Annotated in this window: 20 protein-coding genes, 1 tRNA gene and 2 pseudogenes; 9 read left to right on the top strand and 14 right to left on the bottom strand. The window is 48.7% G+C overall.

Annotated features, from left to right (window positions below; genetic code table 11):
• Nucleotides 1–10: 10 nt before the first annotated feature.
• Both OS145_RS09635 and OS145_RS09630 read right to left on the bottom strand, forming a co-directional pair.
• On the bottom strand, nt 11–1,156 hold the full coding sequence (locus OS145_RS09635; RefSeq protein WP_006956206.1) for an efflux RND transporter periplasmic adaptor subunit: 1,146 nt from the start codon (nt 1,154–1,156) through the stop codon (nt 11–13).
• A 3-nt stretch (nt 1,157–1,159) separates the two neighbouring features.
• On the bottom strand, nt 1,160–2,410 hold the full coding sequence (locus OS145_RS09630) for a TolC family protein (protein WP_006956205.1): 1,251 nt from the start codon (nt 2,408–2,410) through the stop codon (nt 1,160–1,162).
• Nucleotides 2,411–2,621: 211 nt separating this feature from the next.
• On the opposite strand from OS145_RS09630, the gene OS145_RS09625 reads away from it, so the two are divergent.
• On the top strand, nt 2,622–2,807 hold the full coding sequence (locus OS145_RS09625; protein ID WP_006956204.1) for a hypothetical protein: 186 nt from the start codon (nt 2,622–2,624) through the stop codon (nt 2,805–2,807).
• A 786-nt stretch (nt 2,808–3,593) separates the two neighbouring features.
• Here OS145_RS09625 and OS145_RS09615 read toward each other — a convergent pair.
• From OS145_RS09615 to OS145_RS09605, 3 genes are read right to left on the bottom strand one after another with little or no spacing between them, the layout of a single operon-like run.
• Nucleotides 3,594–4,883, bottom strand: coding sequence for an ISL3 family transposase (locus OS145_RS09615; protein ID WP_006956202.1), 1,290 nt, complete (start codon nt 4,881–4,883; stop codon nt 3,594–3,596).
• Between the two features lie 21 nt (nt 4,884–4,904).
• On the bottom strand, nt 4,905–5,417 hold the full coding sequence (lspA, locus tag OS145_RS09610; RefSeq protein ID WP_006956201.1) for a signal peptidase II: 513 nt from the start codon (nt 5,415–5,417) through the stop codon (nt 4,905–4,907).
• A 3-nt stretch (nt 5,418–5,420) separates the two neighbouring features.
• On the bottom strand, nt 5,421–6,317 hold the full coding sequence (locus OS145_RS09605) for a cation efflux transmembrane domain-containing protein (protein ID WP_006956200.1): 897 nt from the start codon (nt 6,315–6,317) through the stop codon (nt 5,421–5,423).
• Nucleotides 6,318–6,397: 80 nt separating this feature from the next.
• On the opposite strand from OS145_RS09605, the gene cadR reads away from it, so the two are divergent.
• On the top strand, nt 6,398–6,820 hold the full coding sequence (cadR, locus tag OS145_RS09600; RefSeq protein WP_011588648.1) for a Cd(II)/Pb(II)-responsive transcriptional regulator: 423 nt from the start codon (nt 6,398–6,400) through the stop codon (nt 6,818–6,820).
• A gap of 86 nt (nt 6,821–6,906) precedes the next feature.
• Nucleotides 6,907–7,317 (top strand): annotated as a pseudogene (locus tag OS145_RS09595) (tyrosine-type recombinase/integrase); the annotation flags it as partial.
• 98 nt (nt 7,318–7,415) lie between these two features.
• Here the strand turns inward: OS145_RS09595 and OS145_RS09590 are convergent.
• The 6 genes and pseudogenes from OS145_RS09590 to OS145_RS09560 form a co-directional block, all read right to left on the bottom strand.
• Nucleotides 7,416–8,363, bottom strand: a complete 948-nt coding sequence (locus OS145_RS09590) for an ATP-binding protein (RefSeq protein ID WP_006956198.1) — start codon at nt 8,361–8,363, stop codon at nt 7,416–7,418.
• A gap of 123 nt (nt 8,364–8,486) precedes the next feature.
• Nucleotides 8,487–9,639: pseudogene (locus tag OS145_RS09585) on the bottom strand (IS3 family transposase).
• A 296-nt stretch (nt 9,640–9,935) separates the two neighbouring features.
• A tRNA-Phe gene (locus OS145_RS09575) sits at nt 9,936–10,011 on the bottom strand.
• A gap of 90 nt (nt 10,012–10,101) precedes the next feature.
• Complete coding sequence (speA, locus tag OS145_RS09570; protein WP_006956197.1) at nt 10,102–12,012, bottom strand: biosynthetic arginine decarboxylase; 1,911 nt, start codon at nt 12,010–12,012, stop codon at nt 10,102–10,104.
• A gap of 4 nt (nt 12,013–12,016) precedes the next feature.
• Entirely contained in the window at nt 12,017–12,931 is a 915-nt protein-coding gene (speB, locus tag OS145_RS09565; protein ID WP_006956196.1) for an agmatinase, read from the bottom strand.
• A gap of 17 nt (nt 12,932–12,948) precedes the next feature.
• Complete coding sequence (locus OS145_RS09560) at nt 12,949–13,992, bottom strand: ATP-dependent 6-phosphofructokinase (RefSeq protein WP_006956195.1); 1,044 nt, start codon at nt 13,990–13,992, stop codon at nt 12,949–12,951.
• A gap of 72 nt (nt 13,993–14,064) precedes the next feature.
• On the opposite strand from OS145_RS09560, the gene OS145_RS09555 reads away from it, so the two are divergent.
• Nucleotides 14,065–15,132 (top strand): Ldh family oxidoreductase, encoded by a 1,068-nt coding sequence (locus tag OS145_RS09555; RefSeq protein WP_006956194.1) that lies wholly within the window; start codon nt 14,065–14,067, stop codon nt 15,130–15,132.
• Here the strand turns inward: OS145_RS09555 and pdxH are convergent.
• The 3 genes from pdxH to OS145_RS09540 are packed head-to-tail and all read right to left on the bottom strand — an operon-like array spanning nt 15,129 to nt 19,000.
• On the bottom strand, nt 15,129–15,770 hold the full coding sequence (gene pdxH, locus OS145_RS09550) for a pyridoxamine 5'-phosphate oxidase (RefSeq protein ID WP_006956193.1): 642 nt from the start codon (nt 15,768–15,770) through the stop codon (nt 15,129–15,131). The genes OS145_RS09555 and pdxH overlap by 4 nt on opposite strands.
• Before the next feature lie 13 nt (nt 15,771–15,783).
• The gene (locus OS145_RS09545) at nt 15,784–17,331 is read right to left on the bottom strand and encodes a response regulator (protein ID WP_006956192.1); all 1,548 of its coding nucleotides are present in this window, start codon (nt 17,329–17,331) and stop codon (nt 15,784–15,786) included.
• Complete coding sequence (locus OS145_RS09540; protein ID WP_006956191.1) at nt 17,324–19,000, bottom strand: amidohydrolase; 1,677 nt, start codon at nt 18,998–19,000, stop codon at nt 17,324–17,326. The genes OS145_RS09545 and OS145_RS09540 overlap by 8 nt, the downstream gene beginning before the upstream one ends.
• A gap of 200 nt (nt 19,001–19,200) precedes the next feature.
• Here OS145_RS09540 and OS145_RS09535 point away from each other — a divergent pair, with 200 nt between their 5' ends.
• From OS145_RS09535 to OS145_RS09515, 5 genes are all read left to right on the top strand, one after another.
• Nucleotides 19,201–19,824, top strand: a complete 624-nt coding sequence (locus OS145_RS09535) for a LuxR C-terminal-related transcriptional regulator (protein ID WP_006956190.1) — start codon at nt 19,201–19,203, stop codon at nt 19,822–19,824.
• Nucleotides 19,825–19,830: 6 nt separating this feature from the next.
• Nucleotides 19,831–20,361 (top strand): DUF1285 domain-containing protein, encoded by a 531-nt coding sequence (locus tag OS145_RS09530; protein WP_006956189.1) that lies wholly within the window; start codon nt 19,831–19,833, stop codon nt 20,359–20,361.
• A gap of 29 nt (nt 20,362–20,390) precedes the next feature.
• A complete protein-coding gene (locus OS145_RS09525) occupies nt 20,391–21,836 on the top strand; it encodes a sigma-54 dependent transcriptional regulator (RefSeq protein ID WP_006956188.1) in 1,446 nt (481 codons plus the stop codon).
• A 101-nt stretch (nt 21,837–21,937) separates the two neighbouring features.
• Nucleotides 21,938–22,936: a sensor histidine kinase gene (locus OS145_RS09520; RefSeq protein WP_006956187.1), complete on the top strand. Its 999-nt coding sequence runs from the start codon at nt 21,938–21,940 to the stop codon at nt 22,934–22,936.
• Entirely contained in the window at nt 22,929–24,314 is a 1,386-nt protein-coding gene (locus tag OS145_RS09515) for a sigma-54-dependent transcriptional regulator (protein WP_006956186.1), read from the top strand. Before OS145_RS09520 ends, OS145_RS09515 begins: the two co-directional genes overlap by 8 nt.
• Nucleotides 24,315–24,363: the final 49 nt, after the last annotated feature.

The following is a 24,363-nucleotide window of genomic DNA, read 5'->3' as shown; positions in this document are numbered from 1 at the left end:
CAACCTCCTGTTAGTGGTTATGTGGGTCAAAACCGCCTTTAGCGATTTGTGAGCGAACGAAAAACGCGCCGTTGTCTACGTATTTTGTGCCTTCCTTAACGCCTCGAATAACTTTCCACGGACCCTTTTCATCAACCAATTCGACTTTCTTCGGTTCAAACTTTCCGGGTTCGTGCTCAATGAATATCTGCCAGTCACCATCAGGTGCCCGCATTAAGGCTGAGTCCTTAACTGCAAGCACCGGTCCATCGGACTTGACTGAGAAATAAACATCCGCAAATAAACCAGGGTGTAATTGGTCCTTTTCGTTATTTACCCCAAGTCGTACCGTTCGGGTTCGGGTTTTATGGTCTATTGTGTGGCCTTCCTGAATGACTTTTGCCGCAAAGCGCTGATTATCGACACTTACCGTAACAGCATCACCAAACTGCACATTAAGGTCAGCTGAGCCTGGTAGCCGAGCATTAACCCACAGGGTTTCTTCTTGCAGCACTTCAACCAAGTGGTTACCGGCATTAACTTGCTGGCCCTGCTTAAAGTTATCGCTAACCACAATCCCGCCAATTTCTGAGGTCAGTTGGTATTCGCCGATAGGGTAGTCAGCTTTACTTAAACGCTTAATATCACTGGCTGACATACCAAATGCTTTGAGTTGCGCTTGCGCTGAGGTAAAGGCGTTTTTCGCTTCGACAAAGCGTTTTTCACCCACCGTTGACTCACCGAGCGACTGCACGCGTTGCCATTCGTTAAGTGTGACCAAATACTGACTTTGCGCCTCCGCCATGATCGCGCTGAAGAGGGTGGCTAGTGGTTCACCTTTTTCGACGTGGTCGCCAATACTGACAAAACGTTTGAGCACGGTCGAATCGATGCGCGGACTCACGATATAGCTATTAAAGTCGTTAGCAACCACCTCGCCCGGGGCATAAACCGGATATTCAATGACTTGAGTTTGCAAGGTTCGCGTGGTGATATCTGCCATGGATAGCTGCTTGCTGGATAGCTCCACGCCTGAGCTTTCCTTATGTTCACCTTGCTCGTGTTTGCCTTCTTCCTTGTGGGTATCTTCTTTTTCGTCGTGTCCGTGTTCATCCTGCGCCATAACCGAAAAGCTCAGCGCAAGTGCTATTGCTGCGTATAAAGGTTTTACTGACATCGTTTACTCTCCAATCTCTGCGTTTGTTGGCTGGCTTAACGGCGATAACGTCAGTGCTTTACTGAGTTCGCCCGAACGGTACAACCATTCAATGGCGGCCAACCGATATTGTGTTTGCAGCGCTATCCCTGCAAATTGGCTATCGAGCTGCTGTTGCACAGCGGTGAGGTAGTCTGTGGTGGATAGGTCACCGGCGAGCCAGGACTGCTCAATCACCTGCATCGACTCATCCTGCCGAGATTGAAAGTCTCTTTGCCAGCTTTGCCACTGTTTTTTCACAAAACGATAATTGTTAAGAGACGATTTCAGTGCTGCTTGCCATTGTTGCCTTAGTGCAATCAAACGTTTTTCTTCAGCAACAGCTTCGCTATTGGCTGCGCGCACCGCATCGCTGTAGTTATTGCGAACCTGTAGTGGAATGCTGAATGATAAGCCAATTACTGTTTCGTTATCGCTCTCGCCCGCTTCGACGCCTACGGTTGGGTTGGCGGTGGTTAACGAGCGTTTCCAGTCGACATCGGCGCGCTTTAATTGCCATTGCAGGTAAGCGGCTTTTAACGCTGGATGTTGTTGCCAACGAGCCGTTAACGCAGGTTCAACGTTAAATAGCTCCTCATTAATGGAGAGTTGACCGACATCAGACGTTGTTAGCAGAGCGTTTAACTCTGCTTCAGCGGATTGCAGTTGTTGATAAGCCGCTGCCGTTTGTTGCAGTTGCCGACTTAGCGCGAGTACCGTCAGTTGTTCGTCGACGGCACCTAAGTCACCGGCTTTACGTCGTTCGGCAACCAGGCTTATCGCCTGTTTAACGATTTTCTCTTGCTGCTCAGCCAGTGCGTAACGCTGTTTTGCGTCCAGCCATTGCACATAGGCATTCAACAAAGTTTTAGCATGCGATGTCGCCGACTGGCGATAAATACTCACTGCCATAGCCGTCATGGCGTCACTCTGACTGGCCCTTGCTTCATTGCGAGTGCTCCAGTCCAGCGTCTGGCTTAGACCAACAGCGTAATTATTGATGTCACCCTCGCGCTCTAAGCGTGACGATAAGCTAGGGTTGTACAAAGGCTGATTTAATTGTTTGCCCTGTTGGATCAGCGCTTCAGCCTGCTGTTGAGCGGCTTCAACACTGGGGTGTTGCTGCACAGTTTTTTGCCATTGCTCGGGCAACTGTTGTGCATTGGCGTAGCTTGAACTTATTGCCAGACTTACGGCAACAAACAAGCGTTTGCTATGTGTCGAAAACGGACCCATAGATAGACTCCTCAGTCATATTACTGCGTAAAATAATGATTTAGTTGCGCTGCTAAAGCAGCGTATTAGGCAGCTATGAGGAGATGGGAGGCCGGAACAGCGGCGATGATAGTGGGTTAGTGTAAAACTCAGTATACCCAAGACGTATTGTGCCCATTCGTGGTAACGCGAGAGTTTTTTCAGCCTTCATGGCATATAAATGAAATGAACCATGGCAGTGACAGCAATGATGGTAGTCAAAGCTGATTTCGCCACTTTTAGGGAGATTGCGCTTATCGATGTGGGATTCGTCATGCTCAAAATTGAGGTGTTGCTCAGAAGAGGATTGGTGAGATTGATGCACATCAGCAACCGCCTGACTGATTTGAGTCAGAACAGCAACAAGCACCAGTATTAAAAATCCGAGTCTAAGCATCATTACCTATGGTTTAAAAAGGCGTCACTACGGTACATTAATTAAAAGTCGTTCTCAATCAAAGCTTGAACTTCCCATAATTTAAAAGATATATCATCAAAAAGAGTGGTTCTGTTTTGATTACTACTAAGTTCCTAAAATAAGGAAATGGGAACAAGCAAACTCATTAATGCCAGGCTATTTCTCCTTTTATACCATCTTAAGTACTGAAAGTCACGTCTTACAGCAAAAAAAGAATTCGAGCATGGTGGAAGTACAAGCGGGTAACCGTCAAATTAATTACCTACCCAACCTACGATCAGCAGGTTGCTGATGTTTGGGATCTGGGTGTGAACCTAGTGTTAAGGCTCTCGGGTTTCCTGTCCATCAAACTTGAAAGCATGAACGATGACCAGCCTGACGCTGGTAGGGAAAGGAACCGAAACCAATGGTCTCTCGGCTTGGATGAGGCTCCAATTAGTTGCAATCACGTTTCGAGGGCGTTCGTCCAGATTGGCAAGGGAGTTGGTATTATACTGGGTACTCACTCAATGCGAGAAAACCGAGGCTACCACCTTTATAAGAGCACGAACGACATCGCCAGTGTAATGAAAATGCTGCGTCACAGCCCTTAGGCAGTGAAGTTGCGTTACATAGGAGCCGCTCAGGGAGATCTTGGCCTCGGCGTTGTCGAGATAGAGTTATAGGGACTGAGGATCCCTATTTCTTTAGGGTATACGGATTTAATGGTTGATGGGGCACCTTCACCCCATCAATCTGATACCACCCTCAGATGGTTGATAGATCGACTCCGTAGTTGAGTTCCTCTGCGAAGTCCGGCAGTCCGTAACCGATGGTTTTCTTGTAGAAAGGAGAGACCTTCGCAGTCGGTGCCTTCTTCTTGTGCTTCGTGGTGTAGAGCATTCGTTCCCGCATCACCTCGAAGGAGTAACCACGCCCTTCACGGTTCTTGTCTTTGGCCAGTCGGTTGATCGACTCCGTGTAAGCGTTGGTGACGGGCATGTCCGTCTCGAAGTAGGTCATGATCTCTTCGCGCCAGTTGCCCACAGCCCTGACCAGATCGCTCCAGACTTCCTTCTGGCCTTTCGGAATGGTGGCTATCCACTCGTCCAGGGCGGCTTCTGACTGGGGCCGTGTGATGGCGTCCCAGATGCCATAGAAGCGTTCCTTGTGCTCGTAGGCGGCCAGCAGTTGCGGGAATGCGCCTGTCCAGGTCTCCATGATCAGCCGTTCCCGATCTGAAACTTCGTGAGCGCGTTTCAGCAGGATCTTCCGGTCGCCCTTGAGGGTTCGGCTCTGGGAGGGTTTCAGCTCCTTTCTGAGGCCCTTGCGCACCTTCTCCAGGGCATCGTTGGCCATGCGTACCACATGGAACTTATCGACCACGATGCGGGCCTGTGGCAGCAAGGCCTTGACCGCTGCCCGGTAGGGGTTCCACATGTCCATGCTGACGATCTCGACCTTCTGGCGGTCTTTCAGCTTCATCAGGTAGTTGGTCACCACGTCCTGACGGCGGGTAGCCAGCAGGTCGAGCAGGGCTCGCTCCTCGATGTTGGTCAGGATGCAGCGGTAGCGCTTGTTCAGGTACAGCTCGTCGATGCCCAGAATGCGGGGCGTCTCGAAGCGGTGCCAGCGCCCCAAGAACTCGGCGCGGGCGTTGAAGATGTCGCGTACCGTCTTCTCGTCCAGGCCGGTCTGTGCCGCCACAAAGGTGTAGGGGTGGTTGAAGGATTCCTTCTCCACGTATTCATGCAGCCGCAGCGTCATACGGAAGCCGTCCACCATCTCCGGTAGCTGGCGCCTGAAGGTTGTCTTGCAGGCCCGGCAGGTGTACCGGCGGCGGACCACCCAGAGGGTGACCCGCTTGCCGTGGATGGGCAGATCACGATAGGGAACATCACGCTTGCCGAACCGCACGAACTCACCCTGCACTCCGCATTCTTCGCAGGCGATGGGATCGAGCACGTCCACTTGGAAGTGCATGTCGTCGTCGGTGGTTTTGCAGCCCAGTACTTGGTATTGCGGCAGGTGAAGGATGTTGTCGGGAAGTTCGGTCATGGTGTTGTATAGGCGAAGGTTTCAGTCAGATCCATCCGACTCGGCATTGGTGTTTGTTTTTTTACCCAAAAAGCTGCCGGAAACGAAAAGTAAGGCACCGAGGACAATTGCAATATCAGCCAGGTTGAAGGCCGGCCAATGCCAGTCTCGCCAATAGAAATCAAAGGAATCCACAACATAGCCACGAAAGACCCGGTCAATCAGGTTGCCCATGGCGCCACCGAGGATAAGACTGTAAGCGATGGCTTCTCCTTTATGACGATTTTCAAGGATCAGCTTGATCAGAAAAATCGAGACCGCCACCGCGATCCCGATAAAAAAGTAGCGCTGCCAGCCTCCACCATTCGCAAAAAGACTGAATGCGGCACCGGTGTTCCTTAGGTGCACCCAGTTAAAGAACGGGGTCACCGAAACAGACTCGCCATAGGCCATTGATTGCTGCACCAGCCACTTTACAGCTTGATCAGACGTTGCCAGCAGGCCCGATATGGACAACAGGGCGTACGGCGAGAGCTTTTTGCCAATAATGAGCATTATTTAACCCTTGAGCGCCAGAATGCGCCTGGCACCGTTAAGCACGACGAGCCCCGCGATGGTGCCGATAATTAGATCCGGATAATTGGAACCGGTCCACACGACCAGGGCACCGGCGGTGATGACCCCCAGGTTGATCACCACGTCGTTGGCCGAGAATATCCAGCTTGCCTTCATGTGCGCCCCGCCCTCCCGATGTTTGGATATGAGCAGCAGACAACTGGTATTGGCAATCAATGCGACGAATGCGATAGCCATCATCACCAGCGATTCAGGCTCACTACCGAATACAAAGCGTCTCACCACCTCTATGAGTACGCCCACAGCCAAGATCAGTTGCAGTACACCAGCAACATGCGCGGCACGTAGCTGCATTCTCACGCTATGTCCAACCGCATAAAGTGCGAGCCCGTACACGGCCGCATCGGCGAAATTGTCCAGGGACTCTCCAATCAGGCCGGTGGACTGGGCGATCAGGCCGGCTGTCATTTCCACTACGAAAAGGAGCGCATTGATGCCGAGCAACCAGCGAAGAGTCCCGGATTCTTGCGTGGCAGAGGCTGCCGAGAACTCGGCCGCCTTGATGGTCTCCGGATCGGCAGCGACGCTTTCCTGAAGCGAGGCGCCTAGCTCCAAGGTCTTCAGCTTCGCGGTGACGGGCTCGACCTCACCGTCATGCACGACCTTCAACCGGCGGTTCGACAAGTCGAAGGACAGTGCCCGAATCCCCTCAACGCCGTTCAGGGCCAGGCGAATCATGCGCTCTTCTGATGGACAGTCCATCTTCGGCACGGCATAAACACTGACCCATCTCCCTGGCGCCTCGGAGGAGGCCTGTATATCGGTATCCGCTGCGGACGTTGCATCACCGCCACAGGCGCCACCACAGGATTTGCTCATGATACGACTCCACTTGAACAATGTTGTGGTACCATTTTAAACTATAAAGCTACTATAAGGTCAATAGAGTAAAGAATCCGTTGGGGAGGAGGCTGATGCGCATTGGTCAGTTGGCGCAGTTGGTAGGGGTCGAAACACAGACGATCCGCTTCTATGAACAGCAGGGCTTGTTGCCGCCGCCTGATCGGCAGGACAACGGTTACCGTGTCTATACCGAGAAGCATGGTGAGGGGCTGGCCTTCATCCGTCGCTGCAGAATCCTGGGCCTGTCACTGGCTGAGATTCACGAACTACAGAGCTATCAGGACGACCCTCATCAGCCTTGTACCGCCGTTAACGCCTTGCTCGATGATCACATCTCTCATGTGCGGTCGCAGATAACCGCTCTGCAAGCGCTTGAGAAACAACTCGTTTCACTGAGAGCGAGTTGCAACGATGACCGGGAAGTTGAGGCGTGTGGGGTTCTTGCTGGAATTAGCGAAGGAAACATGCACCAGCAGTAGGTGAAGCATCAACCAGATAATCCGATGAGATGCCGGTCTGTCTCACTCTCATGCAAAGGTAAGATCAACCATTTAATCCGCTTACCCAAAATATCGAGCATGACCGGCTGTTGCTGGTCGAAGGCAAAACGTCGAAGCTGGCGACAATTAAACTCAATGAAAAGGCGAGGGCGGTGATCGCTCGTATTCGATCTGAACACCTTGATCACATTTATCTCTTTCAGTCTTATCGTAACCAATGGTCCAAAAACACAGCGGCTAGGCCACTTAGTCGTCGTTATGTTTCACGGGTATTTGCGGCTATAGGAGAGGAGGTTGGAATAAGCCTAGGGACGCACTCAATGCGTAAAACCAGAGGTTACCACCTCTACAAAAAGACCAATGACATCGCTCGAGTAATGAAGATGCTTCGTCACAGTTCCGAAGCCGTAACGCTGCGTTATATCGGAATAACTCAAGAGGATGTTGATCGGGACTTTACCAATTTACAGATATAATTAAAGCCGATTAACGTTAAGTGATAGAGCTGCGTTAGTCGGTTATTTTTTGCTTCCGAAATACAGTTTTAGTTTTTTTGTTAGGCTAGAGCGCCCATTCAGCCATTGCCAGTCCAGAGTTTATTAAATTTCGGACCATCTGAAATTGGTGGTATCTTAGGCCTACTTATTTTAACAGTCATCGGGATAGGAAAGCTTACACCTACAATCGCGACTTCGCCTTGCTTTAAGTTAGGTAAAAATGACGCTGCAGTTTTATCTATTTCTCCACAGGCGCGTTCGACAACATCTCTATCTTTATCGTTAGTGAGCCTGTGTACAAAAAGTGTTCCCATTTGACTAAGCACTCCTTCGGTTATGTCACGAGGGCGTTGTGTCGCAATACAGATATTTAACCCGTATTTACGTCCTTCTTTTGCTATTAACTCGAATGCATTTAGCTTTATTGCGTTTTCATCTGCACCGACTCTTTTCCCTAAAAAGTTATGGGCTTCATCTAAGATGACCAGTAATGGCCGGGATCTGAACTCTTCACTTCGTGCTCTATTAAGTAATTTCCGACCAATCGTATTCGCTATAATTTCTCTAGCATAAAATTCGTAGCTTACATCGCTAGTGCATATACGGAGGGTTCTGCTATCACTGGATAGGAATTCGTTTATTATGCTATCAAGAGATTCAAGACCTCCGTTCTCATTAAAAACAGCGCGAAGAGAGGGAGAGTGTGTTACTGCCTGTATTCTTGTTAGTAGAGAAGAGCAATAATTAAGGTCGTTATTTTGGTTCCCCCAGTTATCCCCATTATCCCAACAGCATTCATGAACTATTTGGCGGGTTAATTGATAAACATTGAATGGCTGACTAGGTTTATCAACAAGACTCGCATTATTTCCTCTATTCATCGCTGTTCGGTAATCGCCTTTAGATTGATTGATTTTTGGTACATAACCGTCAGGGAAAATATCTTGGGCTAGTTGAGCAAGCCGTAGGCTTTTAATTGCCTCTCTTAATTTTGGGCCTTGAACTTTGCCTGAAGGATCGAACATGGCAACGAAATCTGACTCGTCAAAATCGGTAGGGGGAATTCTGAACTCCTGTGAACCCTCTACTTTATTAACAGGCTCACCTAAATGAACGTGTTTCGTCGTGTCTGTTGATAGACTTGGGTTCTACCCCGTTTCTACGGACGGTTTAAAACGTTTGTAAACTTCCTGTCTTGATTCGCTACTCTACGTCGCATTCTTGGATTATGAAACCGCTCGATGTAAAAAAATATATCGGCACGAGCTTCGTCTCTGGTTCGGTATTTCCGGTGGTTCACGCGCTCGCGTTTGAGCATACCGAAAAAGCCTTCACAAGCCGCATTATCGGCACAATGTCCGACAGCACTCATGCTCCCCAATAAGTCGTTGTTTTTTAAGTACCGTTGATAATCGCCGCTGGTAAATTGCGTTCCACGATCCGAATGCAGTATTGCCTGTGTCGCCTCAGGACGTTGCCAGACTGCCATCTCCACCGCTCGCAGAACCATTTTTCTATCCTGCCGGTGGTGCATTGACCAGCCGACAACGACATGGTTAAACAGATCCAGCACAACACACAGATAAAGTTTTCCTTCGTCCGTTTTCACTTCGGTTATGTCAGTTACCCACTTGGTATTCGGCTCAAGGGCTTTGAAGTCTCGTCCCAGGTGGTTTTTAATACCATCCGGGCGCTGAGATGGTGTTTTGCGACCACGCCCTTTTTTGCGCGGCCAACCTTGTAACCCATGCAATGCCATTAATCGCGCAACGCGATTAAGACTGACCGTTTCCTTTTCTTCTTTAAGATCTTCATGCATGCGCGGCGCACCAATAATACCGCCGCTATCTTCATGGATCTCTTTAATACGCGTCAGCAATCGTTCATTATCAACGGCACGACGCGACGGTTGGCGATTTACCCAGTCATAATAGCCGCTGGCTGAGACTTTCATACAACGGCACATTAAGCGTATCGGAAACTGTTCGCGACAACGTTCGATCGCCTGATATCTCAGGACGACTCTTTTGCGAAGAACGTTGCCGCTTCGCGCAAAAAATCACGCTCCTTTTTTATCCGGGCCAACTCGCGCTTAAGCCGAGCAACCTCTTCGTCGCGTGGCGTGCCTGAGCCTTTGTGAGCACTACCAGGAGCCTCTTCTAACTCGCGTTTCCATCGGGACAGCATATTTGGGTTAACACCAATTTCCAGTGCAACCTGTCGACAACTGACTCCGGGCTGTCGAGTCTGCTCAACGGCTTCTCGTTTAAATTCAGTACTGTATTTTCTTCGTTTGGTCATGAACACTCCTTATGGGCACATCATGCCTCTTTATGGATGTGTCCGTAAAATCTGGGTAGAACCCATTCTTTGTCTTTAGGCTTAGCTTCACTGACTTCACGAGCACTTAGCGGTTTAGTTATACGGGCCATTTTAGTAACACGCCTTTAGTGTATTTTGTTCTGTGTTACTAAACAGTGTACTAAAAAGTCTGGATACTACTGAACCCGAAAGGACTACAAAAGACCAAAGTTACGATCAAGTCTTTGATTATTAAGGAGTTAAAGTACTAATAAGGACCACTAAGGAGGGGGAAGTGGTGCCCGGAGGCGGAATCGAACCACCGACACGAGGATTTTCAATCCTCTGCTCTACCGACTGAGCTATCCGGGCGACGAGGCGTATTAAACGTTTTTTTCGTCTCCGAGTCAACCGCTTTTCTTAGGTTTTTTACCGTTTGGTCAGTAAATCACCATTTTGCGGTTAATCTACACGCAAATAGGTGCTACCCGCCAAACATTTCTCGTAAAAGTTAGTCCACCGTACGCCTTCACGAGGCTGCAGGTGACCTTTACGTACTTGACGATCGATATGCTTTTTAACCGTTTTAGCCATATATTCGGTGTTGTATTGCATCGTCGTCAGTACTTTTTCTGCTGATGTACCCGGTACAACTTCCTCAATATAGAAATCACCCGGCTCATCGTCGTGGCAATAAACGTGCACTTCGGTTAAACGGCCAAACAAGTTGTGCATATCACCCATAACATCCTGATACGCGCCGGTTAAGAATAAGCCTACATGGTAGTTCTCATTCTTCTTCAGCTTATGCATCGGGATGTTTTCGCGAATTTCTGTGCCTTCAATGTACTTGCTTAGCTTACCGTCACTGTCGCAGGTAATATCAGCAATAGAGCAACGCACTTCGGGTTTTTCGTCAAGGCGCGAGATAGGCACAATCGGCAGTACTTGACCAATCGCCCAGGTGTCCGCAGCTGACTGGAAAATCGAGAAGTTACACAGGTACTGACTCGCCAACATATCTTCAAGCTCATCCAGCTCTTGAATGAAAGCACTTTCCTCATCAAGGCCGGTGTGGATATCGGCGAGAATACGCCAATACATGGTGTCGAGCTTTGCCATCTCTTTCAGCGAGAGAATGCCGAGCTTAAATGCCTCGTATGCGCTTTGCTTGTAACCTGCCGCATCGTTATAGCGCTCTTGAGGGTGATATTGTGCACCGTTAATAAACAGGTCACGCATGTTCTTGACCAGAATGTGCTCGTCTTCAGTTGCGCTCAAATCAAAGTCAGTGCCTGAAGGGTTTACTTCGCCGACAATGTTCGAGACCACACAGCTGTGGTGCGCAGTCATGGCGCGACCACTCTCACTCACGATGTTAGGGTGAGGGACGTTCTCGAGGTCACAGACCTGTTTAATGCCCCATACCACGTCGGCAACATATTCCTCGGTTGAGTAGTTACGCGATGAGTCGGTGGTAGAACTGGTGCCGTCGTAATCGATACCTAAGCCGCCACCGATGTCTAAGTACTCAAGTTCAACGCCTTCTTGCACCAATTTGGCGTACAAACGCGCTCCCTCAGATACCGCTTCTTTAATTTTGCGAATATCCGAGAGCTGACTGCCGATATGAAAGTGCAATAACTTCGCGCAATGCAGCATGTCTTCTTCGCGCAAACGCTCAATGGCATTAAGAATTTCGGCAATACTCAGACCAAACTTAGCGCGGTCCCCACTTGAACCCGCCCATTTACCTGAGCTACGCACCATCATTTTCGAGCGTAAGCCAATCATTGGCTCCACACCGAGCTGCTTTGCAAGCGGGATCAGCATTTCAAGTTCGCTGAACTTCTCGACTACGATGATCATTTTACGCTTGAGTTGACGTCCAAGCAGAGCCAATGTCAAATAGTCTTTATCTTTATAGCCATTTAATACCGTCAGCGCTTCAGGGTTGTCATTATATGCCATGACCGCCATGAGTTCCGGTTTAGAGCCCGCCTCTAAACCGTAGTTATAGGGCTCGCCGGCATCCATGATCTCTTCGACCACTTCACGCATCTGGTTCACTTTTATGGGAAACACACCGCAGTACTGACCGTTGTACTCGGCTTCCTCGATACATTTGTTGAACGTCTCGTTAATGATCTCAACTTGTGAGCGCAAGATGTCATGAAAGCGGATAACTGCGGGCAGCTCGATGCCTTCGGCAATAATTTCATCTACGACTTCGCGCATATCGATGGTAATGTCGGGTAACCGGTGGTTAGGCGCGATTTTGATATTACCGTTCTCACCAATGGAGAAATAGCCCGCCCCCCAACGATTAACGCCGTAAAGTTCTTCAGCTTGGTCGATAGTCCAATCTGCCATCGGCTTATGCTCCTGCTTGCTCTAGTGTTAACAATACTTCGCGGACGATTTTTGCCGCGAATACATCTGAGTTGCCTGTTGGGTCGATTTTAGGAGATAACTCAACAATATCTGCACCAATGAAATTTTTCTCACGCAGGATCTTCATCAAACTGACGAATGAATGAAAGTCCTCTCCGCCCGGTTCTGGTGTGCCTGTACCAGGCATAAATGCGGGGTCGAAGTAGTCGAGATCCAGCGTAAGGTAGATAGGGCGGTCGCCGGCTATCTCCTGTACCGATGTCAGAAAGTCCTGCCGCGATTTACGGATCGTGCCTTGTTGATTCATCCAGGTATATTCATCACGAGTGCCTGAGCGAATACCATATTGAATAAGCTGGTGTTTAGGGCCGAAATGATCGACCACGCGGCGAATTATCGACGCGTGTGAAAAGTGATAACCTAAAAAGCCATCACGCAAATCGGCGTGCGCATCAAGGTGTAACAACACCATATTGGGGTATTGTTTGAGATGCTTAACGATAGGTGCGTACGAAATCGAATGCTCACCCCCTAAGGTAATGAGCTTGGTTTGGGTCGCGGCTAAATCCAGCGGTTCAAAAATCTGGTTAAAGTCATTATTGGCATGATGCCACTGTGCCTCAACGTCATCGTCAAAACCTAAACGTAAGTTGCCGAGGTCAAAAAACTCGTAATCTTCCAGATCGGCATCCAGGTAGGGAGAATACGACTCGATATCTTCAGACACCGAGCGAAGGCCATCCGGACCTTCTTTGGTCCCTTTACGAAAACATGCGGTGCCATCAAAGCCGAAGCCAATGATGTGAATACTGCCAGGATGGATCGAAAATGAACGCTCGGCGCCAAAAAAGGGACGCACGGGATCATTGGTCGCCACTGGAAGTGAAATTTCTGACATGGGCACAATACCTTACTCTACGCTTTGTCGACCGTAGCTTTATGACGATCTTTTTTGATCGGGTTAAAACACTTGGTCTGTATATCTATCAATTCTTGGCTCAGCACTTTGCGCTTGACCCAAGTGTCTTCGAGCGGTGTGGTAACCAGCTCGTTCTTCTCAATGCCGGCCATAACGCCGGTAATTCCTTCTTGTACCAGTTGTACGGCATAAACGCCTAAACGGGTCGCCAAGATACGATCCATAGCCGTTGGACGTCCACCACGTTGCACGTGACCAAGCAGACAAGGACGACACGGAAAGTTGAGTCGATCCTCCAGTTGCTCGGCTAAGCGCACCGCGCCGCCAGGCCATTGGTTTTCGCACAACACCATCACGTAACTGGAGTCACCACGCACACGGTTCACGCCTTCCACATGTTTAACCAAGGCATCGATGGTGAGCGGTTTATCCTTTTGCAACTCGGGCAAAATCATACGCTCTGCACCGCTTGCCATGGCACTGCTAATTGCAATGTAACCCGCGTTACGGCCCATAACCTCAACAATAAATACCCGATCCATGGCCTCTGCGGTGTCACGGATTTTATCAAGCGCATCCATCGCGGTTTCTACTGCTGTATCGTAGCCAATCGTGTTGTCAGTTCCGAAGAGGTCGTTGTCGATGGTGCCGGGGATGCCAATAATAGGACCTTGCCAAAATTTAGCAAGATGATTTGCGCCTCTAAATGAACCGTCGCCACCAATGACAATAAATGCATCTACATTTTGCGCATCTAGGTTATGCGCAGCCTCTATTCCACCCTCATCGGTTTTAAAGCGTTCGCTACGCGCACTTTTAATGATGGTGCCAGAATATTGCAATATATGTTCAACTTCATCGCGACCGAGTTTCATATAGTCATTATTTAGCAAGCCTTCATATCCATGACGAAAACCTACAACGTCTATTCCATCATGCTCGGCAGCTAATACCACTGCACGTAGTGCTGCATTCATACCCGGGGCGTCGCCACCGCTGGTAATTACGGCTATGCGTTCAATCAATCGACTAGATGACACCTGTTATACTCCTTGCTATGGTCATTGGTGTAAGCTTACCGTTAGTAGTGTCGCTGACCAAGAGGAAATTTGATGAGCGAGCGTGATTGTCTGTTTGATTACAACGAATTGTTAGCGTGGGCCGACGAGTGTCTGCAGTCTGCTGGAGCGTCGGGCGAAGTTGCTCGCCACGTTGCCTACTATTTACTCGAGGGTGACTTGTTGGGCTACAGTACCCATGGTCTAATTCGGCTGCTGAATAATTGTCAGTGGTTGGAGCGTGGTGAGAGTCAGCCCAAAGGACAACCACAAGTGCTGCAACAGCGTGCCGCTGTCGCCAATTGGGATGCTCAACGTTTACCGGGTCCTTATGTGATGCCGATGGCAATTAACGAAGCCATTCAGATGGCGAAGCAGGCGGGCACGGGCACCATCACCGTTCGTCGTAGTCAACATATCGCGTCTTTGGCTGCTTATTTAAGCCTAGCAACAGAGCAGGGCATGATGGTCAGTTTAATGTGCTCGACCCCAGGTCAACGCGCCGTCGCTCCGTTTGGTGCTAAACAAGCGGTGTATTCGCCTAATCCGTTCGCTGTAGGTGTGCCGAGCTCTGGCGATCCTATCTTATTGGACATCAGTTTATCGATGACGGCCGCGGGCAAGGTACGTCAGGCAAAAGCCAATCAGCAAAAGCTGCCTTATAACGCATTGGTCACAGCTCAGGGTGAATGGACCGATGATCCTGAGACGTTTTTCTCAGAACCGGGTAGTGCGATTGGTCCATTGGGTGGTGAGCTGTTGGGCTATAAAGGTTATGGCTTAACGCTATTTAGTGAACTGTGGACGATGGCGCTGGCGCATTATGGTCGGAATCAAGGTAAAGATGAGGGCGATGCCAACTGTGTTTGGGTTCAAGTTATTGATCCTTCGGCGTTTGGCGAGCAAAAAGCATTTATTACTCAGGTGGATGAGTTAATTCGTGACACCTTGGCGGCAAAACCGATTGCTGCTGACAACCCCGTACGCATCCCCGGTCATCAAGCGCTGGCGCGCAAGCGCCAACAGCTTGAGAAAGGTGTACGTTATGCGCCCGCTACACTCAAAGTATTGCGTAAGTGCGCTGAGTTTTGTCAGCAGCCGTTACCGACAGCACTCAGTTAAGGCTGTAATCGCTGCACGCTCCAATTATCTGCGCTTTCTAAGCGGTAGATAAACCGGTCGTGCAGGCGATGTTCGCCACCTTGCCAAAACTCAACCTCGCTCGGCACGATGCGGTAACCGCCCCAGTGTTGTGGACGCGGTACTTGCTTGCCTTGATACTGCTCAAGCTGCTCTTGATAGTAACGTACAAGCTCATCACGACTGCCAATCGGCTGACTTTGATTAGAAATCAATGCGGCTACCTGGCTTTCGAACGGGCGTGAATAAAAGTATTCGTCGTTTTCCTGTTCGCTTAAAGGCTCGGCGTTACCACGAAAGTGCACTTGGCGATCGAGTGCAAGCCAAGCAAAGTGGCACGATACCTTGGGGTTGAGTGCGATATCCTTACCTTTATGACTTTGCTTATTGGTAAAGAAGCGTAGCCCCGACTCGTCAAAGCCTTTGAGCAAAACGATACGCTGACTCGGATGCCCTTGGCTGTCTACCGTGGCAACAGTCATCGCCGTTGGATCGCTGTTGAGACCACACTCGACGGCATTGTTTAGCCAGCTCTCGAACAGCTGAAACGGTGTGTTGGGCACATCAGACTCAGTTAAATGGCCAATGTTGTAATCGCGTCGAATGGATTGAAGATCCATAATACCCTCGTGGTTAGATGATATCCGAATAACGTTGTCTTATCTTTTCCATCGCATCAATATGATCGATCATAATACCGACGAGTTCTGGATCAAAGAATTCGCCGGAGTGCAGCGTCAAATAATCGATTGCGGCGCCCGTATCCTGCGCATCGCGATATGAGCGTTGAGTGCGCAGTGCGTCATACTGACTGGTGATGGACAGAATTCGCGCATTGATATCAATCGCTTTCGCTTTTTTACGACTGGGAAAACCCAACCCATCCCAACGCTCATGAATATCTTGCGCAATACGGGCTGCGATTTGTGCAATTTCGGTATCGGTCTGGCTTAGATAGTCATGACCTTTGATCACATTACTCATGATTTCTTCGTAATCGTGAATCGATAGGGCATCGGCACTTTGAGCCAATTCCATTTGTACGGAGACTTTACCGATATCGTACACTGACGCCGCTTGCTTCAGCTTTTCTGCGTCTTCGCTGGTGGCGCCGGTGGCAATTAATAGTTGCCCAGCCATTTCCGCTGAGCGCTTCACATGATGACTAATATTATCGACCGACCGCTTTTCGATGGCCTCGCCTACGGAGTAGAGCAGCTCGCGCTGAGCTTCTCGCTCGGTCTCTCTCAAGTTAAGGTTATCAATTGCGATAGAGCTATTATTCACAAACAGCCCCAGTAAGTTTTGATCAAGCTCAGACAAATCTCGAACATCTTTGATGACGAGTAAATATTGTCGACCGCCCGTCGTTTTATAGAGCCCATAGTAATCGTTATTATGAATTCTAAATACCACCGAGCGCTGAAGGTTTTGCAGCTCGGTCACTAACGACCAGTCAATATCTTGTGTGACCGCCTGACCAACGGCTTGGGCGTAGTCGCCGGTGCCTCCGATAATTTCAAACTCTTGGTTGTCAAGGGTCTTAGCGGTAAGACCATGGGTGCGACAATACATGGCATCATCAGAGTGAGTAATCAGTGCGACCAATTGTTCTAAAATACCCTGACACAAGGCATGCATCGATTGGGCGCTGAACACTTCAGCTGATGCATTGATGACCTTTTCTAAACCGCGCTTATTACGTTCAATGGCATTCAGATCACGGTATGCGCGCAGACAGGAGTACATTAAAGTGACGAGCTTACGATAGGTCAGCTCGGTTTTTTCTTTGTAGTCGTCTATGTCGTAGCGAGCAATGACATCCTCTTCGGGCGCTTGGCCCGGTTGTCCCGTGCGCAATACGATACGAATCAGTCGATTCTGTAACTCTTGGCGGATCCAACGTGCGACATCAAGTCCCGCATGGTCTGTTTCCATGACGACATCCAATAGCGTCATCGCGATGGCTGTATTATTGGATAAAAACTGTTTGGCTTCCTCACCAGAATAAACTGAGTGAAACTTTAATGGACGTCCGTCGAGTTTAAAATCAGCAAGCGCCATTTTGGTAATAGTGTGAATTTCCTCGTCATCGTCGACGATAAGGATTTCATAAGGAGGTGCCGTGTTTAGCACCTCTTCTTCAGGTTCGTCCTCGGAGAATAAAAAGTCATCATTCATTTGAATATACCTGCTCACCTGCTACAAAGGTTTGCTCGACGTCCACTCGCCAAATGTCTTTTGCATCAATCGCAAAAGGGTCTCGGTCGAGTACGATAAAATCAGCCCATTTGCCGGGTTCAATTGAGCCTAACGTGCTTTCTTGCCAACCCGCGTACGCCGCGTCAATCGTAAACGCTCGCAATGCTTGCTCGAGCGACATTGACTCTTCGGCATGCCAGCCACCAGCAGGCATGTTTTGGCGATCTTGACGGGTTACGGCTGCATGTAAGCCATAAAATGGGTTCGCAAGCTCAACAGGGAAGTCGGAGCCTGCGGCAATAATCGTACCTTGCTCGAGTAAGGTATGCCAGGCATACGCTCCCTTCATCCGTGCTTTACCTAAGCGGTCTTCAGCCATGTTTTTGTCGCTTGTTGCGTGCGTGGGCTGCATCGAGGCGATGATATTCAAATCCTTAAAGCGCTGTAGGTCGTCTACATTGACGATTTGTGCGTGCTCAATGCGATTACGTAAATTGCGCCCGCCAAGCGTCTGATAAAACTCAGCGAAAGCGTCGAGTGCAATGCGGTTGGCGCGGTCACCAATGGCATGTGTGTTTATTTGAAAGCCAAACGGAATAATCAGTTGATACAGCTTGCGAATATTGTCTACCGAGGTAACGAGTAGCCCGTGATTATCATGGTCATCACTGTATGGCTTAAGTAATGCCGCGCCGCGACTTCCTAGTGCACCGTCAGCGTATATTTTGACGCTACGAATAAAGAGTTTGTCGTCATCGGTGCGGTAGGGGCCTTCAGCTAATAATTGAGGAAGTTGCGGTTCGGTCGCTGCAATCATTGGATAAACGCGCATGGGCATCTCACCCTGATGTTGCATACCTTTATAAATTGATAGGTCAACCGCCGGTACGCCGGCATCATGTACGGAGGTTATGCCGAGCGATAGCAAATGGTTGAATGCCAGTTGGAAGGCTTGCTTTTTCTCACTGGCTGTTGGCTCTGGGATAAGCGGCTCAACTAAGTTGACGGCATTATCGATGAGCACGCCCGTTGGGTTACCTTGCGCGTCTTTGATGATTTGACCGCCATCTGGTGAGACTGTCTCACTGGTAATACCGGCGACTTCGAGTGCTTTTGAGTTGAGCCATGCCGCATGACCATCAACACGGGTCAAATAAACGGGGCGATCAGCGACGAACTCATCAAGCTGCTTGGCGGTTGGAAAACGTTTACTGGGCCAGTTTTCTTGGTTCCAGCCACGCCCTTTTATCCATTGAAGGTCGCGGTGCTGCTGAGCATAGTCGTTGACTGCATTAACGGCGTCGGATGCTGATTCACTTGTACGCAAATCAACTTGCAATAAACTTAGACCCAAGCCCAACACATGACCGTGGGCATCAATCAAGCCAGGAAATACCGTTTTACCTTGTAAGTCGACACGCGTGAAATCGGGAAATTGTTGTGCAAGCTCGGCATCGCCCATCGCGATAAACTTACCATTACGCACCGCAAAAGCACTGAACTGTGCTAGTTGTGCATCTTGTCCAGCAGGGCTTGTTAGCGTATATCCATTAACATTTGTATAAACTGTCTGTGCATTAATTGAGGTAGTAAACAGCGCACTAAGTACTAACGAACTGGTCAAAATTAAACGGCGAAATGGCTTCATAAAAAATCCCTATAAATGAGCAATAGAGTTACTATACAAGGTTTTCACGTTAATACACAAAGGACAAACATCTTAACGATGTTGATTTTATTAACAAAAATTTTCGTGACAGATATAAATTTCCTTAAGAACTTGCTCTGAGCTTGAATTCGGGTATGCTAAAAGTTAAATAGATAAGGATTTTCAACGAGAGAAACTAGATGAAGATATTAATTATTGATCCTTCGTTCTTCATGCGTTCAGGACTCATACAATTGTTGACGAACTATGCAACGCAGCCAGCAATTTATGAGGCTGATTCGTTCACGGTTGCAGAAAACTACCTAAAAGCGGATGAATTTAATATTATCTTTGTTGAGATGGAATTACCTGATGAGGAAATTCGTCCTGCTTTGCAGCGTTTGAAGCGTTTGGCGCCTTCAGCGCATTTAGTGCTGTTTACTAAAGCTAAAGCGGTTGGCGATGTGCGCCAAGTTATGGCCGCGGGAGTACGGAGTTATTTACCTAAAGATGCCTCAGCGGAGCAAGCCAAAATGGCGATTCGGGGCCTGCTCAACGGTGACCGTTACTTACCGGATGACCCGAACCTTAATGAACCTCGTAATAAAAGCAGTGGTGCTGAAAGCTTCCTTTCGCCACGTCAGCTTGAAATCATGCAGTTATTGGCGCAAGGTTTATCTAACAAGGAGATTGCTAATATATTAGGCATTACTGAGGGTACTATCCGTGTTCACCTCTCAGCAATCTTCAAAGCGATCAAGGTGTCTAATCGCACTGAAGCCACCTTGTGGTATTTACTCAGACAGAAGAAACTTGTTGATTAATTGCCTATGTCTCTGAACGATTTAGCTAAACAGCTCGAGTCGTATCGTCACGCCCCTACTGAAAAATGGGATCCGCCATACTGTGGCGAGATTCCGATGCTTATTGATGAACATGGTCAGTGGTTATACCAAGGTTCGCCTATTACTCGCACTGCACTGGTGAAATTATTTGCATCAGTGTTGGTGTGTGAGTCGGGCGAATATTTTCTTGTAACGCCTGCTGAAAAAGTGAAAATCGCGGTTGCAGATGCGCCGTTTATGATCGTCGATTGGAAATTCCACGATTATGAAGGTGAGACAGTAATTCAAGTTGTAACCAATATTGATGAGCGATATATTTTGAACGAGCAACTGTTAAGTTTTGTTAAGGATGGAGTGCCGTACTTTGAACTCCCGACAGGTTTAACAGCAAAAGTTCATCGCAATGTATTTTATCAGTGGGTAGAAATTGCACAGCAACGCGAACTACCCGATGTAACAGAATTATTTCTTCATAGTGCCGGTCAAGACTTTGTAATCGGTCGGTTGGCAAACTAAAGGGTTAGCGCGTGGTAAACTCCTCTACGATGGATTCTCGAGTTATTTATGTACTCGAGTCGAATACGGAGCGTAAAAAGCAGTTACAGACAGTGCTCGACTTTATGGGCGAGCTCGTAGAGTGCCAAACCCAGTGGCTGGGGGATGAGCAATTAGACAATGCTTTATGCATCATCGCAGGCGACTGCGTTGATGATCTTGAAGCTTTGGCTTGTGACTATCCCAATGTTCCTTTTATTAGTGCAACTGAGCGTCATGCGAATGCGGTTCGACGTGCGAATGTCGTCGGTGAAATATCGCAAGCACTGACCTACGATGAACTGTCGCATTTGATTCGCTACTGTCAAGCATACCATCGCCACCTTCCAAGCCAGCGAGGCTACCACGGTAAGAACACCGATCCTTTAGAAAGGAAATTGGTCGGCCAAAGCCACGATATCCGAGAAATTCGTAAGCTCATTCAACAGGTCGCAGGAAGTGAGGCGAATGTTCTAGTATTAGGTGAGTCGGGTACGGGTAAAGAGGTTGTCGCTCGTGGGATTCACCAGCTTTCGCGTCGTGCTAAAGGACCTTTTGTTCCCGTGAACTGTGGAGCCATTCCCCCCGATTTACTCGAAAGTGAGTTGTTTGGTCACGAAAAAGGCGCCTTTACTGGAGCTATTGGTGTGCGTAAAGGGCGTTTCGAGCTGGCACAGGGCGGTACGTTATTCCTAGATGAAATCGGTGATATGCCGCTACCAATGCAGGTCAAATTGCTACGTGTATTACAGGAGCGCGTATTTGAACGCATTGGCAGCAGTAAGAGTATTTCGGCCGATGTACGGGTTGTTGCTGCTACTCATCGCCAGCTTGAGACTATGATTGCCGATGGGCGATTCCGTGAAGATCTTTACTATCGCTTGAATGTCTTCCCTATCGAAATGCCGGCATTGCGAGAACGTGCAGAAGATGTGCCGCTCTTACTTCGTGAGATTGCCGAGCGGTTTAAGGAAGAACGTGGTATTAGTGTGCGTTTGACCGAACGTGCACTACAGTCGCTGGAAGCGCACCCATGGCCTGGCAATGTGCGCGAATTAGCGAACTTAATTGAGCGACTGTCAATTACACACCCCAATCAATGGGTCGACGTAAACGATCTACCGCATAAGTATCGGCATATCGACGCTGAGGATTTAACACCTGAGTATCCAGAAGAATTGTTGGAGCGAGATGCGCTGAATGCGATTTTCTCGGAGCAAGACGAAGAAGGTGATGAAGATTCAAGCGAACTTCCCAGTTTGGACGTAACTGGGTCGGCAGAAATCCCTGAGTCGGGCTTAAACCTTAAGGATATGCTAGCTGAAATTGAAGTAGAAATGATAAAACAAGCGCTTGACCGTGCTGATGGGGTTGTCGCAAAGGCCGCAGACCTACTCAGTATGCGGCGCACTACGTTAGTCGAAAAAATGAAAAAATATGACATCACGAAAGTATGATGTTGATATTTTGACGCTTCTAACATGTTGAATTAAAAAGAAAATAATAGGCATGCCTTTTGCATTATTAGTGTAAGGAATTTTTCAGGATGCACTAATTTATGCAATCGAACTACGCTCTCATTGATGCGATGCCTAACGCGGTCATTTTAGTCAATGGCCAAGGTATCGTTGATTACTGTAATCCAAGCAGTATTCAGCTCATCGGGACCGATTTAAACGGTGAGCTATGGCGCGATTGTGTCGCGCGCACCTTTACTCCCAAAGCCGATGACTGGCACGAGGTTTCGTTGCATAATGGGCGGCGAGTCCGTGTCGATATTTCGAGTCTACCAGAGCAGCCAGGGCAGCTTGTGGTGCTTACCGATCTTACTGAGACGCGTGACTTACAAGCCCAGCTCGCGCACTTACAACGCCTGTCTTCCATGGGGCGCATGGTCGCTTCCCTTGCACATCAAATACGTACGCCGTTGGCGACAGCGCTTCTTTATTCAGAGCATTTATCTTCAAATAACCTAACCGAGGATCAGCGTTGTCAGTTTAGTCGCAAGCTAAAAACACGCCTACATGACCTAGAGCACCACGTTAACGATATGCTGCTATTCGCTAAAAGCGGTCAACAAAGCACGCTAGCTGACGTTGATGCAGATGACTTGATGAATCATATCAAACAAAGTGTCGAAGCATACGCAGCGCAACGTAGGGTAGCCATTAGATGGCAAGATGATGATGAGGGTACGGCTCTGCGTATTAACCAAACAGCCGTAGCAGGAGCGATTCAAAATTTGATCACTAACGCGATTGACGCCAGTCAACAGGGACAGTCAGTCGTTGTCGAAACCGAGACGAGCGAAGGTTTTTGGAGTTGCTCTGTTCGTGATACTGGCGTTGGTATCGACGAGGCGATGAAACAACGCTTATTTACGCCATTTGCCACCAACAAAACCCACGGCACAGGATTGGGATTAGCAGTCGTTGATATGGTCACGAAAGCGCATAATGGCCGTATCGAGTGGCAGTCGGAAAAGGGCTGTGGAAGCGAATTCAGGATAGTGCTCCCCATCGTTCAACACGCGAATCTGGAGGTGCGTTATGGTTAGTCCAATTATTCTGATTGTTGAGGATGACGCCGCGTTACGAGAGGCTATTACAGACACGCTTGAATTGGCGCACTACCAATGTTTGCATGCCGATAATGGTGAATCAGCATTATTGCAGCTTAAGAAGCATCGCATTGACTTGGTCGTCAGCGACGTACAAATGCCAGGTATGAACGGTTTGCAATTACTCAGAAATATTAAACATCTGAAGATCGATGTACCCGTTGTGATGATGACCGCGTATGCAAAAGTTGACGATGCTGTTGTAGCGATGCGCGAGGGCGCTGTCGACTACCTCAGTAAACCGTTTTCGATAGACGAACTGACCCAACTTGTGCAACGTCATGCACCCATCGAGCCGGCAGCAGGTCATGGTGTGGTAGCAAAGGATAGCGCGAGTTTGGCGCTATTAGAGTTAGCTAAAAAAGTGGCTCGAACGGAGGCTACGGTGTTGATCACCGGTCCGAGTGGAACGGGCAAAGAAGTATTGGCGCGTTATATCCACCAACAATCCAAGCGAGATAAGCAACCCTTCGTTGCGGTTAATTGTGCAGCGATCCCTGAAACGATGCTGGAATCACTTTTGTTCGGCTATGAAAAAGGTGCATTTACCGGCGCGACTCAGTCTTCACCCGGTAAGTTTGAACTGGCACAAGGCGGCACATTGTTGCTTGACGAAGTGACCGAAATGGATATCGCCTTGCAAGCGAAATTGTTACGTGTGATTCAAGAGCGTCAGGTTGAACGGTTAGGCGCACGCCAAGCGATTCGTCTTGATGTTCGCATCATAGCGACCTCTAATCGGGATATTAAAGCCGCTGTGGCGGAAGGGATCTTCCGCGAAGATCTCATGTATCGACTCAACGTGTTCCCCCTAAGGTGGCTGCCTCTCGCGGAGCGAACTGAGGATATCGGACCGTTAGCTGAAGCGTTAATTGCGCGGCATCGTCAACGTTTAGGTATTCGAGAAGCGGTGACGTTGTCGGACGAGGCGCTTCAACACCTAAAGCAATATGCATGGCCGGGGAATGTCAGAGAACTTGAAAATGTTGTTCAACGAGCCTTAGTTCTCCAACAAGGTGGCAAAATACGACCCAGTGATTTGATGCTAGACGATGCGTTGATGGACCATGTCCTGCCCGAGCAAGTTTCTCAGGATAGTCAGTTACTTGCTTCACAACCTGAGCATGAAAACCTCGACAATGAACCTGCCGAGGAACTGGGCGAATCATTGTTCATGCAAGAGTATCGCATTATCAAGCAAGCGTTGGCGCGCCATCATGGTAAGCGTAAACCGGTTGCTGAAGAACTAGGAATATCGCCCCGAACACTGCGCTATAAACTTGCCAAGATTAGAGATAACGGACTGAGTGTCTAATTAACCCACCTTATAAAGCAGAGTTGGCATTCTACTTGCATCGTCATAG

This window comes from Idiomarina baltica OS145, from assembly GCF_000152885.1.
GTDB lineage: Bacteria > Pseudomonadota > Gammaproteobacteria > Enterobacterales > Alteromonadaceae > Idiomarina > Idiomarina baltica.
Note: the sequence above shows the minus strand (reverse complement) of the source record. Positions and strands in the feature narration are given on the sequence as shown.